This is a genomic window from Xanthomonas sp. NCPPB 1132 (assembly GCF_056629235.1).
Map to the genome: position 1 here is coordinate 3299856 of NZ_CM152819.1, position 12863 is coordinate 3312718.

Genomic DNA, 12863 nt, shown 5'->3' on the forward strand with positions numbered 1-12863 from the left:
AGGAAGGGATGGCGAAGCGTGGCGGTGCATCAACTGGTTGCCCAGGCAGGCGTGCCGTGGACATAGGTGATGTCCTCGTAGCGGCCCGGCACGGCAACGTAGCGCAGCACGTCGGTCGCACCGATCTCGGAAGTGAAGAAACCGAAGATGGTCAGCTGCTTGATCATCGTGAAGGGATGCGGCATCGCGTCCGCCGATTCGGCGGTGCCGGTATCGGTCACGTCGATGGCGTGCGCCCTGGCCTCCGCATCCAGCGTGCGCAGCAACTCGGTGCGCGCCTGCGGCGCGAGCGAGACGAATCGGCCGCCGGCACGTTTGTCGATCTCCGCCAGACCGGCGCGGAACGTCGCCTGCTGCCGGGCGGTGTAGCAGTCGGTGACGAATTTCGCCATGAACGCGCCGGCGGCGGCGTCCTTCGCCCCCGGCGTCTTGGTCCGCGGCAGGATGGTCTCGGCGATCTCGTCCAGGGTGCCGATATCCGCGGCGGTGAACAGCGCCTTCGCCCCAGCGGCCGGTGCCTGGCCATGCACGAGCGCGGGCAGGCCGACCATGGCCGCGCCCGTGGCGGCGAAGATCATCTTCAGCAGTTCGCGACGTTCCATCACAGGTTCCCCGCTTTCAGTTCGCGCACCGCATGATCGGCGGCCCGTGCGGTCAGCGCCATGTAGGTCAGCGAAGGATTCACGCAGGCGCTGGAGGTCATGCAGGCGCCGTCGGTCACGTAGACGTTCGGCGCGTCCCACACCTGGTTGTACTGGTTCAGCACGGAGTTCTTGCGATCCCGGCCCATGCGCGCGGTGCCCATCTCGTGGATGCCCTTGCCAGGCGCGTAGTCGGAATCGTGCATCTTCACGTCCTTGACGCCGGCCGCCTCCAGCATCTCGGCGGCGTCGGCAGCCATGTCCTTGCGCATGGCCTTTTCGTTCTCGCGCATGGCCACGTCCATCGCCAGCACCGGCAGCCCCCATTTGTCCTTGCGCTGCGGATCCAGGCGAATCGCGTTGTCGTGGTGGGGCAGCATTTCGCCGAAGCCGGTCATGCCGATGCGCCAGTCGCCCGGCAGGGTCAGCGCCTCCTTCAGGTCGGCGCCGATGTTCAGTTCGGCGATCTCGCGCGACCAGCCGGTGCGGCTGGCGCCACCCTGGTAGCCGAAGCCGCGCAGGTAGCCGCGCTTGTCCGCGGCGATGTTGCGGAACCGCGGAATGTAGAAGCCGCAGGGACGACGGCCGAAGTAGTACTTGTCCTCGTAGCCCTCGACCCGGCCGGAAGCACCGGCGCCGAAATGATGATCCATCACGTTGTGCCCGAGCTCGCCGGACGACGACCCCAGGCCGCCGTCCCACACGTCGGTGGCCGAATTCATCAGCAGCCAGGTCGAGTTGAACGAGGACGCGTTGAGGAAGACGACCTTGGCCGTGTACTGGTAGGTCTGTCCGCTCTCGGCGTCGATGATCTCCACGCCGCGCGCGCGCTTGCGGTCCTTGTCGTAGAGCACTTCTTTGACGATCGAGAACGGCCGCAGGGTCAGGTTGCCCGTCTTCATCGCCGCCGGCAGCGTGGCCGACTGGGTCGAGAAATAGGCGCCGAAGGGACAGCCAAGGATGCACTTGTTGCGGTACTGGCAGTTGACGCGGCCCTGCTCGACCTTGGGCTGGGTGATGTTGGCGGTGCGCGAGTGGATCAGGTGTCGGGTGCCGCCGAAGGCCTTCTTGATCCGCGCGGCGACGTCCTTCTCGACGATGTTCAGCGGGATCGGCGGCAGGAACTCGCCGTCCGGCAACACGTCCAGTCCCTCGCGCGTGCCGGCGATGCCGGCGAACTTCTCCACGTGGTCGTACCAGGGCGCGATGTCGGCGTAACGGATCGGCCAATCGGTGGCGATGCCGTCCTTGAGGTTCGCCTCGAAATCCAGGTCCGACAGGCGATAGCTCTGCCGTCCCCACATCAGCGAGCGGCCGCCCACGTGGTAGCCGCGGAACCAGTCGAATCGCTTGATCTCGGTATAGGGCGACTCCTGTTCGTCGGCCCACATCCCCTGCAGGTTCTCGACCAGGCCGTAATCGCGCATCAGCACAGGATGAGCGGCCTTCATGGCCTGGGTCGGGCGGTTGCGATGCGGAAAGTCCCACGCCTCCTTCATCGCGTTGACGTAGTCCTTGACGTGCTCGATGTTGCGTCCGCGTTCCAGCATCAGGACCTTGAGTCCCTTCTCGGTCAGCTCCTTCGCCGCCCAACCGCCACTGATTCCCGAGCCAACGACGATGGCGTCGTAATGATTGTCTGCCATGGGTTCTACTTCACCTGGGTGGATAGCGTTTCAGACGTCGCAGAGGCGGATCGCCTCGCGCAGCGAGCCGACGGGATCCGGCGCCGTGGGAACGAATTCCTGGGCAAGATAACCATCGAAACCGGTGTCGCGGATCGCGCGACAGATGGCGGGATAGTGGAGCTCCTGAGCGTCCCCGATCTCGTGCCGGCCCGGAACGCCGGCGGTGTGGTAATGCTTGAAGCACGCGTGATGCTTGCCGATGGTGGCGATGATGTCGCCCTCCATGATCTGCATGTGGTAGATGTCGTACAGCAGGCCGAAATGGTCCGAGCCGATCCGCTGGCACAGCTCCACGCCCCAGGCCGAGTGATCGCACAGATAGTCGCGATGATCGACCTTGGAGTTCAGCAGCTCCATCACCAGCACGACATCGCGCTTCTCGGCATGGCCGAGGATGCGCTTGAGCCCGGCTTCGGCGTGGGCCATGCCTTCCTGCGGATCCATGCCGTTCCGATTGCCGGAAAAACAGATGAGGTTGCGGTAGCCGGCATCGGCCACCAGGTCGATGTGCCGCGTGTAGCGCGCGACCAGCTCATCGTGGAACTGGCGGCCGGCGAAGCCCTTGTCCAGGCCGAGTTCCGCGCCGTTGCACATCGCGCTGTGCACTCCGTGCGCCTTCAGCGTGGGCCAATCCGCCGGCCCTACCAGATCGATGGCGGCAAACCCGAGGCCCTTCACCACCTGGCAGAGCTGTGCGACCGACACCTGCGGAAACGTCCAGCGGGCGACGGACTGCTTCAGGTTGCCCTTGAGCGGCGTGGCGGCAGCGAGTGCCGGCAACATGCCCACTGCCCCAAGGCCAAGGCTCCCGGCGACCGCCATGCGCAGCGCGTCTCGCCTCGTGAACCCCGAGGCCGGCGCCGGTACGATCGAATGGATAGACATCCACCTTCCGGCCTCCCAACCGGTTCAAACGCTGAAGAATCGCCGCTATTCAATCGATTGAACCATACGGGAGGAAATGAGTTTTTTGCAAGACGCGGTGCACGAAAACCCATGCTGCATGGCACAACGTCGTCGCGTTGATCGCCGCATGACGAGGATGGAGCCCGGCGTTGCACGAGGAGGTAGCCGAGCGGATATGCAGCGAAGAGCTGGCGACCATGCGCGTGACATGGTCACGCAGCGAAGCATGGCGACAAGCCGGTGAAGCCGCACTCCCATGGCGTTCGACTGCCTGCAAGGTGGCTGGGATGGCGGATTCGACTGGGCGTCTCAGGCATCCCTACCACGCCGCCACGCGCATTCATTGAGCGTGGATCGTGGCGTAGCGGCAAGCGCCGCCAATGTGCTTTTTCGTTGGAGCGGTGTTAGCCGCGACAGGCTTTCCCGGGAAAGCGGTCGCGGCTGAAGCCGCTCCTACGCCGCCTGGTCCGTCCGGCCACGCCGGCCTGCATGAGCGACAGCATGCATTCGGCACGAGACACCGCGCCAAGGTGTTGCGCGAGGCGATGGCATGCGAAGCCGCGCTCGGCGATCAACGCGGTTCAGCGAAGGCGAGAACAGCGGGACACTCGCCGCGTGCACGCACGCTTGGGCTCACCCCGATTGCCCATCGCCCCTCGTTTACACCCTCTCCGCGCAGAACACAGAACCCAGGCCCGCACAAAGGAAACCATCTCGTGCAAAAAGAAAACCCCGGCAAGCACACTGGCTTGCCGGGGTTTGTCTGCATCGCAGAACCACCAAGAATCAGAACGGGATATCGTCATCCGCGAAGTCGTCCATCGGTGCGGACTGCTGCGGGGCCGGCTGCTGACGACGCGGCGCGTAATCCTGCCCGCCGCCACCGCCACCACCGCCCATGCCGGAACGCTCCTGGCGCGGCGGCGCCGAGCGCTGCGGACGGTCGCCGCCGCCCATGCCGCCGCCACCGCCCTCGCCGCGGCCGCCGAGCATCTGCATCTCATCGGCGACGATGTCGGTGGAGTACTTCTCCACGCCGTCCTGGCCGGTGTACTTGTCGTAGCGGATCGAGCCTTCGACGTAGACCGAGCTGCCCTTGCGCAGGTACTCGCCGGCGATCTCACCGAGCTTTCCGAAAAACACCACGCGATGCCACTCGGTGCGTTCCTGCTGGTTGCCGTCGCGGTCCTTGCGCACGCTGGTGGTGGCCAGGCTGATGCGGGTGATGGCCATGCCGGCCTGGGTGTACTTGGTGTCGGGATCGTTGCCGAGGTTGCCGACGAGGATGACTTTGTTGATGCCGCGGGCCATGAGCTGCTTCCGTCTGGGGTCTCCGCGGGCCGGGGGCGCGCAGAGCGGTAAAGAAGATTTCGGGAAGCAATCCTAACATTGCCGGGCTGGGCCGGCCTGCGCCAGGCGCCCGCCGGCGCCCCGGAAAACGCCGCATCGGCCTGTCGGAATCCTGCCTGCGCGCGCCCCGAAGGGCGCTGCAAAGCCAGCTGGGGCAAGCCTTCGGGCCCCGGCGCCGCCCTACCGCGGGACGGATGTGGCCGCGCACCCTATACTTTGCGCACGTTTCCAGTCCTGTCCGCATGAGCATCGCCGAATCCCCCAGCTCCGCCCTGGGCCTGCCCCAGATCCAGATGCTCGCCGCGCCGGACATGGCCGAGGTGGACGCCCTGATCCGCCGCCGCTTGGCCTCGGACGTCGTGCTGATCAACCAGATCGCCGACCACATCGTCTCCGCCGGCGGCAAGCGCCTGCGGCCGATGCTGGTGGTGCTGGCCGGCCGCGCCTGTGGCGCCGGCGGGCCGATGCAGCACCAGTTGGCGGCGATCATCGAGTTCATCCACACCTCGACCCTGCTGCACGACGACGTGGTGGACGAATCGGATCTGCGCCGCGGCCGCAGCACCGCCAACGCGCTGTGGGGCAATGCGCCGAGTGTGCTGGTCGGCGATTTCCTGTACTCGCGCAGCTTCCAGCTGATGGTGGAACTGGACAGCATGGCGGTGATGCGCCTGCTCGCCGACACCACCAACCGCATCGCCGAGGGTGAGGTGCTGCAGCTGCTGCACGTGCACAATCCGGACACCGACGAAGCCGCCTACCTGCGCGTGATCGAGCGCAAGACCGCGGTGCTGTTCGCCGCCGGCACCCGGCTTGGCGCGCTGGCCTCCGGCGCCAGCGAGGACGTGCAGCAGCGACTGTACGACTACGGCATGCAGTTGGGCTATGCGTTCCAGATCGCCGACGACGTGCTCGACTACACCGCCGACGCCGCCGACCTCGGCAAGAACCTGGGCGACGACCTGGCCGAGGGCAAGGCCACGCTGCCGCTGATCCATGCCATGGCCCATGCCGACGACGCCACCCGCGCGCGCCTGCGCCAGATCGTCGAACAGGGCGACGCCAGCGCGATGCCCGAGGTGCTGGCCGCGATCGAAGCCAGCGGCGGCATCGACTACAGCCGCCGCCGCGCGGCCGACTACGCCGCCGCCGCCGAGCGCGCCCTGGACGGCCTGCCGGAGAACGAGGCCGTGGCCGCCCTGCGCGGGCTGGCGCGGTACGCGGTGTCGCGGAAGCATTGATCCGGCGCGCTGGGCGCGCCGGATGGGATTGGGGAGTCGGGATTCGAGATTCGCAACGGCGGCTTGGCTTACGCCCGACACGCTGCGGGCTCGCCACACCAACCGGTCAGCTAGACGGCAGCCGAAGGGCCGCTTTTACCAATCCCCAATCCCGCCAAGCGCGCAGCGCGAGGCACCTCCCGAATCCCGGAGGCACCGCCCTACTCCCGCCCGAACCGCTCCTCGAAGAAGTCCTCGAGCATCCGGTAGGCGCGCTTGGCCGCGCGGGGGTTGTACTGGCAGCCCGGCGGGCTGTTGGCGTCGGCTTCGGCAAAGCAGTGCACGGCACCGCTGAAGTTGACGAACTGCCAGTCGGCGTTGGCGCGGTTCATCTCCTGCTCGAAGGCGACGATGTCGTCGCGGCTCACGCTCTTGTCGTCGGCGCCGTTGAGCACCAGCACCGGTGCCTTGGCGCTGCCGGCGGCCGCCGGGGCCGCGGTGGCCAGGCCGCCATGCAGGCTGACCACGCCGGCCAGTGGCGCACCAGCACGGACCAGTTCCAGCACCGTGGTGCCGCCGAAGCAGAAACCGACCGCGCCGATCTTGGCCGGATCCAGCGGCGCCTTGCCGGCCTGCGCCTTCAGCGCCGCCACCGCCGCCAATGCGCGTGCGCGCAGCGTCGCCGGGTCCTTCTTCAGCGCACCGGCGAACTGCCCGGCCTCGGTATCGTTGGCCGGGCGCTTGCCCTTGCCGTAGACGTCGGCCACCAGCACCACGTAGTCGTCGCCGGCCAGACGCTTGGCCTTCTCCACCGCGGAATCGTTAACGCCGCGCCAGTTCGGCACCATCACCAGGCCCGGGCGCTTGTCGTGGTCGGCATCGTCGTAGACCAGCACGCCGCTGAAACTGTCCTTGCCGACCTGCCACTCCACCGGCTTGGCCTGCATCGCGGCCCAGGCCGGCAGCGGCAGCGCCAAGACCAATCCAAGCAACCCGGTCCACCGCATCATCGAACGTGTGCGCATCGCCCTTCTCCCGTGGGAACCCGCGCGGGAGTGTACGCAAGGCGCCGCCAGCGCGATGTGTGCGCCGAGGCGACGCGGCTCAGGCGATGCCCAGCCCAGGAATGGCGCTGATCGCGTCCGGGTCGAACCCGGCCAGCGCGGCGAAATGGCGGCCGCGCGCCACGTAGTCGCGGTAGGCGCCGAAGCTGGGCGCGCCGGGCGACAGCAGCACCACGCCGCCCTGCTCGCCCAATGCCGCGCGTGCCAGCGCCACTGCCTCCGCCAGGTCGGCCGCGGCATGCAGGCCGAAGCCGGCGGCGGCGGCCAGCGGCGCCAGCAGCGCATGGATGCGCGGGCCGTTGGCGCCCAGGGTGACGATCTCCAGCGGCGCCCCGCCATCGCGCATGTGCGCGGCGAAATCCTGCCAGTCCAGGCCGCGGTCGTGACCGCCCACCAGCAGCGCGATGCGCCGCCCGCGAAAGCACTCCAGCGCCGCGAGGCTGGCATGCGGGGTGGTGCTGATCGAGTCGTTCACATAGGTCACGCCGTCGCGCGTGCCCAGGGTCTGCAGCCGGTTCGGCAGCGGCCGGAAACGATCGGCCGCCGGCGCCAACGCCGCCGCATCCAGGCCCAGCGCCTCGACCGCGGCCAGCACCGCGCACAGGTTGCCGCGGTTGTGCCGGCCCGGCAGCGGCGCCTGCGCGCTGTCGTACACCGCGGTGTCGCCGCGGTAGACCACCTCGCCGCGCATGTGCCAGCCGTCCTCGCGGTTGAACCAGCGCACCTCGCTGTCGGGCAGTTGCAGGGCGGCCAGTTGCGGATCGGCGGCGTTGAGCAGGGCGATGCGCGGCCGCGCATGGGTGACCAGCTCGAGCTTGTCGGCGATGTAGCGCGCCTGGCTGCCGTGCCAGTCCAGATGCTCGGGGAACAGGTTCAGCACCAGCGCCAGTTGCGGCCGTGCGCCGCTGCGGGCGACGTCGCCGGTCTGGTAGCTGGACAGTTCGATCGCCCAGTACTGCGGCGGCGGCATCGGCGCCAGCACTTCCAGCAGCGGCACGCCGATGTTGCCGACCAGGCCGGTGCGGTGGCCGCCGGCGCGCAGCAGGTGCGCCAGCAGCGCGGTGGTGGTGCTCTTGCCCTTGGTGCCGGTGACGCAGACGCTGCCGGGCACCACCCCGTCGGCACCGGCGTGCTCGGCGAACCACAGCGCGGTGCCGCCGATGAAGCGGGTGCCGCGCGCCGCGGCGGCCTGCGCCTCGGGCCGGTACGGACTGATCCCGGGCGACTTGATCACCACATCGAACGCGGCCAGGCGCTCGGCAGTGGCCTCGGTCTCGACATGCAACACAGGATCGTGCAGCGCGGCGATCTCCGCCGCTTCGTCAGCCGAACAGAACACCGTCAGCGGCAGCGCGCTTGGCGATTCCCCGTTCCCGATTCCCGATTCCCAGCCACGCACCGCCGCATATGCCGCACGGCCCTCGCGCCCCCAACCCCACAGCGCGACGCGCTGCGTCTCAAGCTGCGAAATTCGCACGCACGCGTTCCCACAGGTCGGCGGGGATGCGGTGCTGCGCGTCCAGTTCCAGCAACGGCTCCACGCGCAGGTCGGCGGGGTCGAGCTGCGGCTGGATCTCGCGGATGAAGCGCGCCACCAGCGCGTCCTCCTTCCATTCCGCGCGCGCTGCCAGCGCCGCCATGGCCGCGCGCGACTCGCGGCCTTCGCCGACGCACTCGAACGGCTTGTGGTCCTGGAACTCCAGCAGCGCATCGAAGCCGCCGGCCTGGCCGGCGTCGTCGAGCAGGTTGCGGCCGAAGATCCGCACCAGCCGCGTCTTCGGCATGAACGGCGTCAGCGCCAGGAACACGAAATGGCACTTCGGGCAGACCCCGCACCAGCGGTGCGCCGGGCGCTCGCCTAGGATGTGGAAATTGCGGTTGCAGCTGGAGAAATGCGCGTCGTAGTGGTCGGTCTTGGCGAACTGCCGCGCCACCGCCAGTTCCGACAGCGGCCGCAGCAGCGAGTAGTAGCGCAGGTCCGCGGCCACGTAGCGCTGCACCTGCTCACCGAACGCCTGCTCGAAGGCCCAGCCCTTGGACCACTGGTGGTTGACCTCGCCGGTGCCGGCGATCTGGCTGCCATAGCTGGCCGAGTGCTCGTTGGAGAACACCACCTGGCCGGCGTCGTGCAGCACCGCGGCGAACACCAGGATCGCCGAGTTCACCGCCGTCACCGGGATATGCCCATTCCACGCGCCCTGCCGGTTCAACTCGAACAGCTCCGGCGCAAGCGTGCGGCCGATGTTCAAGGTCGGCAGGCCGGTGCGCTCGGCGCAGGCGCGGATCAGCTGCGAGCCGCCGATCCAGGTCACCGTCTGCGCCACGCCGGCCGCGCGCAACGCTTCGATGCTGACCAGCGAATCCTTGCCGCCGCCGATCGCCACCAGCGCCTGGTCGCGCAGCCCCAGCGCCGCGGCATAGGCCGCGTCGGCCTCCGCAGCCGGGAAGCGGATGCGCCCACGCAGGTCCAGGCCGTTGCGATAGGCGAACTCGCCCAGGCCATGCAGGTACACGCTGTCCAGCAGCGCGGCGGTCTCCGCATCGATGGCGTAGTCGTCGATGACGATGCGCGGCGGCACCGCCGCCTTGTAGTAGCTGACGCCGGCGATCAGGTGCAGCAGGCGCAGGGCGCGCTGCGCCGCCTGCGCGCGCGCCGGGTCGAGCGCGAACGGCGCGCCGGGCACGGTGATGGTCTCCACCAGCTCCGGGCCGTCGTCGAACGCATAGACCAGGCGCGCCACGCCGCTGTCGGCGTCGAAGCCGCAGCGCACGAAGCGGAAGGTGGCGATCTGCTGTTTGTCGAAAGCGGTCATGGACGTCCTGCAAGCACACGGGTGTGCCGCAGATAGCGGCGGCACAGAAGAAATTCGAGCATCGAAAACGGCAAGGCGGCCCACAGCAGCGGCAGGCAGCCGAACACGAAGGCCATCAGCAGCAGTTGCCAGTGCTGTCCGGCCGGCACCGACGCGGCGGAGGCCAGCACGGCCACCAGCACATACAGCGCCAGCGCCGGCAGGTAGGCCAACGTGGCCAGGAGCGAGGTGCGCAGGGCCAGCGCGCCGGTGCTCGCCGCGGGCCCGCCGCTCTGCCAGCGCAACGCCAGCCACGCCCCAGCCGCGGCCGCAGCCAGCGCCGGCAGCGCCCACTTCAGGCTGTCGGTCCACGGCAGCGACGTGCCGGACTGATCCACCGCGGTGGCAGCCACCATCGCAAGCGCGCCGGCCGCGGCGCTGCCCGCGACGAACTCAGTCCGTGCGCGCATCGATCGCCTCCTCGCGGGGCAATTCGCGCTGGTTGTAGGTGCTGGCCATGCTGTAGCCGTAGGCACCGGCGTCGGCGATCAGCATCACGTCGTCGGGCGCGGTGCCCGCCGGCAGGCGCCGGCGCTTGCCGAACACGTCGCTGGACTCGCAGATCGGCCCGACCACGTCGAACACGGTCTCGGCCGGCTGCTCCAGGCGGCTCAGGTTCGCCACGTCGTGCCACGCGTCGTACAGCGCCGGGCGGATCAAGGTGTTCATGCCGGCATCCAGGCCGACCCGGCGGATACCGTCCTTCTCGATCACCTGGGTGGCGCGGGCCAGCAGCACACCGCATTCGGCGACCAGATAGCGGCCCGGTTCGATCGCCAGGCGGAACGCCGGATGCACCGCCTTGGCCTCGGCCAGGCCCTGCGCGAAGGTGTCCAGGTCGAACGGTTCGTCGTCGGCGCTGTACGGGATCGGCAGGCCGCCGCCGATGTCGATGATCTCGACGCTGCCGATGCGCCGCGCGAAGCCGGCCAACTCGTCGCACATGCGCCGCCAGTGCTGCGCCGTCTCCACGCCGCTGCCCAGATGCGCGTGCAGGCCGACGATGCGGATGTCCAGCGCGCGCGCGGCCTCGACGAACTCGTCGACGCGGGTCGCCGACAGGCCGAACTTGGAGGCCTTGCCGCCGGTGTTGACCTTCTCGTGGTGGCCGTCGCCATGGCCCAGGTCGATGCGCAGCCACAGGCTGCGGCCACGGAACAGCTCCGGCCAGCGCTGCAGCGCCTCGACGTTGTCCACGGTCACGGTCACGCCCAGCGCGAACGCGGCTTCGTACTCGGCGCGGGGCGCGAAGCTGGGGGTGAACAGCACCCGCCGCGGCGACAGTTCCGGCACGATCTCGAACACCCGGCGCAGTTCGCCGTGCGAGACGCACTCCAGGCCGAAGCCCTCCTCGACCAGGGTCTGCAGGATCGCCGGATGCGCGTTGGCCTTGATCGCGTAATAGCGCTGGTCCACCGCGGCGATCGCCTTCAGCGCGCGCGCGCGTTCGCGCAGGGTCGGCAGGTGATAGACGTAGCGCGGCGTGCCGGCCTCGGCCAGGCGCAGCAGATGCGCGCGCTCGCCCTGCCACCACGGTACCGGCCGCGGCCGCACCGTGCCGGCGATCTCGCGCCAGCGCGGGCCAAACACCTCGGTCTCCTCCACCGGCATCGCGCCGCTGTCGATCAGCTCGGCGTGCAAGATCGGCAGCAGCCCGTCGGCGTCGGTCTCGTCGATGACGAAGGTCAGGTTCAGGTCGTTGGACGACTGCGAGATCATGTGCACGCGCTCCTTGCCGAACGTGGCCCACACGTCCGAGAGCTTGTGCAGCAGCGAGCGCATGCCGCGCCCGACCAGGGTGATCGCCGCGCACGGCACGATGATCTTGACCCGGCAGATCTCCGCCAGGTCGGCCGACAGCGCGGCCAGCACGTCGGTGTTGACCAGGTTCTCGCTCGGGTCCAGCGACACGGTGACGTTGGTCTCGGCCGAACCGATCAGGTCCACCGACAGCCCGTGCTTCTTGAACAGCGCGAACACGTCGGCCAGGAAGCCGACCTGCTGCCACATGCCGATGCCTTCCATCGACACCAGCACGATGCCGTTGCGGCGGCTGATCGCCTTGACCCCGGGCACGGTGCGGGCGTTGCCGTCGATGCTGGTGCCGGGCAGCTCCGGGCGCTCGGTGTCCAGGATCGCCATCGGCACGCCGCCATCGCGGCACGGCTTGATCGAGCGCGGGTGCAGCACCTTGGCGCCGGTGGTGGCGATTTCCTGCGCTTCGTAATAGTCCAGGCGGGTCAGCAGGCGCGCATCCGGCACTTCGCGCGGATTGGCGCTGAACATGCCGGGCACGTCGGTCCAGATCTCGACCCGGCTGGCGCCGAGCAGCGCGCCGAAATACGCCGCCGAGGTATCCGAGCCGCCGCGGCCGAGGATGGCGGTGCCGCCGTCCTCATGCCGGGCGATGAAGCCCTGGGTGATCAGCATGCGCGTGGGCTGGGCGACGAAGCGCGCCCGCCACTGCGGATCGGACTGCCACTGGCACGACACCGACAGGCGCCGCGACCAGGCACTCTGGTTCGGCTGCGGCGGCAGCGCGTCCAGCCACTGCCGCGCATCCATCCAGCCCATGTCCAGGCCGTTGGCGCGCAGGTAGGCGGCGCCGAGAGTGGAGGACAGCAGTTCGCCCTGCCCCAGCACCTCGGCCTGCCAATCCAGCGTGCGCTCGGCCGCGCGCGGATCGTCGAGCAGGCCGCGCAGCGCCGCCAAGCGTTCGCCCAACACCGCCTCGGCGTCCAGTTCCAGTTCGGCCAGGAAGTCGCGGTGGCGCTGCTCCAGCGCGGCCACGCGCTGCGCGCTGTCGGCGCTGCCGTCGGCGATCGCGGTCAGTTCGTTGGTGACACCGGACAAGGCCGACACCACCACCAGCACCCGCGCACCGGTCTCCTCCGCGCGTTTTTTCGCCAGCCGTCCAATCGTGTCCCAGCGATGACGACGCGACACCGAAGTGCCGCCGAACTTGAGGACGATCCAGCGATCGACAGGAGAGGAAGCTGACATGGAGTGGGGGTGTCTGAGATGTGGGGAAAACGCCCGAATGCTCGAGCGGAACCCCCGATTCTACTGCCAACGGAGCGCGGATGAGCGCGCGCCGCCAGGCGCAACCGGGCGTCTTTTCCGCCAGCCTGGGGTGGGCACT

The 12863-nt window shown here is 69.0% G+C and carries 10 protein-coding genes; 1 reads left to right on the top strand and 9 read right to left on the bottom strand.

All coding sequences use genetic code 11. The features are described from left to right. Positions 1-29: 29 nt before the first annotated feature. The 4 genes from AC1G9L_RS14085 to AC1G9L_RS14100 all read right to left on the bottom strand — a co-directional run bounded on the left by AC1G9L_RS14085 (position 30) and on the right by AC1G9L_RS14100 (position 4546). Positions 30-602: a gluconate 2-dehydrogenase subunit 3 family protein gene (locus AC1G9L_RS14085; protein ID WP_019799360.1), complete on the bottom strand. Its 573-nt coding sequence runs from the start codon at positions 600-602 to the stop codon at positions 30-32. Then, the gene (locus AC1G9L_RS14090) at positions 602-2287 is read right to left on the bottom strand and encodes a GMC oxidoreductase (RefSeq protein WP_019799361.1); all 1686 of its coding nucleotides are present in this window, start codon (positions 2285-2287) and stop codon (positions 602-604) included. The genes AC1G9L_RS14085 and AC1G9L_RS14090 overlap by 1 nt, the downstream gene beginning before the upstream one ends. Positions 2288-2317: 30 nt before the next feature. Continuing rightward, a complete protein-coding gene (locus AC1G9L_RS14095) occupies positions 2318-3214 on the bottom strand; it encodes a hydroxypyruvate isomerase family protein (RefSeq protein WP_481069344.1) in 897 nt (298 codons plus the stop codon). Between the two features lie 807 nt (positions 3215-4021). After that, positions 4022-4546, bottom strand: a complete 525-nt coding sequence (locus tag AC1G9L_RS14100; protein WP_010341990.1) for a single-stranded DNA-binding protein — start codon at positions 4544-4546, stop codon at positions 4022-4024. 281 nt (positions 4547-4827) lie between these two features. On the opposite strand from AC1G9L_RS14100, the gene AC1G9L_RS14105 reads away from it, so the two are divergent. After that, the gene (locus tag AC1G9L_RS14105) at positions 4828-5826 is read left to right on the top strand and encodes a polyprenyl synthetase family protein (protein ID WP_209246454.1); all 999 of its coding nucleotides are present in this window, start codon (positions 4828-4830) and stop codon (positions 5824-5826) included. A gap of 200 nt (positions 5827-6026) precedes the next feature. Here the strand turns inward: AC1G9L_RS14105 and AC1G9L_RS14110 are convergent, their stop codons facing one another. The 5 genes from AC1G9L_RS14110 to AC1G9L_RS14130 form a co-directional block, all read right to left on the bottom strand. Further along, positions 6027-6830 carry a dienelactone hydrolase family protein gene (locus AC1G9L_RS14110; protein WP_481069345.1) on the bottom strand — a complete coding sequence of 268 codons (804 nt, stop codon included), beginning with the start codon at positions 6828-6830 and terminating at the stop codon, positions 6027-6029. A gap of 79 nt (positions 6831-6909) precedes the next feature. Next, complete coding sequence (murD, locus tag AC1G9L_RS14115; protein WP_481069346.1) at positions 6910-8346, bottom strand: UDP-N-acetylmuramoyl-L-alanine--D-glutamate ligase; 1437 nt, start codon at positions 8344-8346, stop codon at positions 6910-6912. Beyond that, the gene (gene murL / locus AC1G9L_RS14120; RefSeq protein ID WP_481069347.1) at positions 8327-9682 is read right to left on the bottom strand and encodes a UDP-N-acetyl-alpha-D-muramoyl-L-alanyl-L-glutamate epimerase; all 1356 of its coding nucleotides are present in this window, start codon (positions 9680-9682) and stop codon (positions 8327-8329) included. Before murL ends, murD begins: the two co-directional genes overlap by 20 nt. Further along, on the bottom strand, positions 9679-10131 hold the full coding sequence (locus tag AC1G9L_RS14125; protein WP_481069348.1) for a hypothetical protein: 453 nt from the start codon (positions 10129-10131) through the stop codon (positions 9679-9681). Before AC1G9L_RS14125 ends, murL begins: the two co-directional genes overlap by 4 nt. Further along, positions 10115-12724, bottom strand: coding sequence for a bifunctional aspartate kinase/diaminopimelate decarboxylase (locus tag AC1G9L_RS14130; protein WP_481069349.1), 2610 nt, complete (start codon positions 12722-12724; stop codon positions 10115-10117). The genes AC1G9L_RS14125 and AC1G9L_RS14130 overlap by 17 nt, the downstream gene beginning before the upstream one ends. Positions 12725-12863 lie beyond the last annotated feature (139 nt).

What these genes read in the sequence shown, in the direction of transcription:
- AC1G9L_RS14105 (WP_209246454.1), top strand. Translation starts at nt 4,828, where the DNA reads ATGAGCATCGCCGAATCCCCCAGCTCCGCCCTGGGCCTGCCCCAGATC.
- AC1G9L_RS14095 (WP_481069344.1), bottom strand. Translation starts at nt 3,214, where the DNA reads ATGTCTATCCATTCGATCGTACCGGCGCCGGCCTCGGGGTTCACGAGG.
- AC1G9L_RS14100 (WP_010341990.1), bottom strand. Translation starts at nt 4,546, where the DNA reads ATGGCCCGCGGCATCAACAAAGTCATCCTCGTCGGCAACCTCGGCAAC.
- AC1G9L_RS14085 (WP_019799360.1), bottom strand. Translation starts at nt 602, where the DNA reads ATGGAACGTCGCGAACTGCTGAAGATGATCTTCGCCGCCACGGGCGCG.
- murL (WP_481069347.1), bottom strand. Translation starts at nt 9,682, where the DNA reads ATGACCGCTTTCGACAAACAGCAGATCGCCACCTTCCGCTTCGTGCGC.
- AC1G9L_RS14130 (WP_481069349.1), bottom strand. Translation starts at nt 12,724, where the DNA reads ATGTCAGCTTCCTCTCCTGTCGATCGCTGGATCGTCCTCAAGTTCGGC.
- AC1G9L_RS14125 (WP_481069348.1), bottom strand. Translation starts at nt 10,131, where the DNA reads ATGCGCGCACGGACTGAGTTCGTCGCGGGCAGCGCCGCGGCCGGCGCG.
- AC1G9L_RS14090 (WP_019799361.1), bottom strand. Translation starts at nt 2,287, where the DNA reads ATGGCAGACAATCATTACGACGCCATCGTCGTTGGCTCGGGAATCAGT.
- AC1G9L_RS14110 (WP_481069345.1), bottom strand. Translation starts at nt 6,830, where the DNA reads ATGCGCACACGTTCGATGATGCGGTGGACCGGGTTGCTTGGATTGGTC.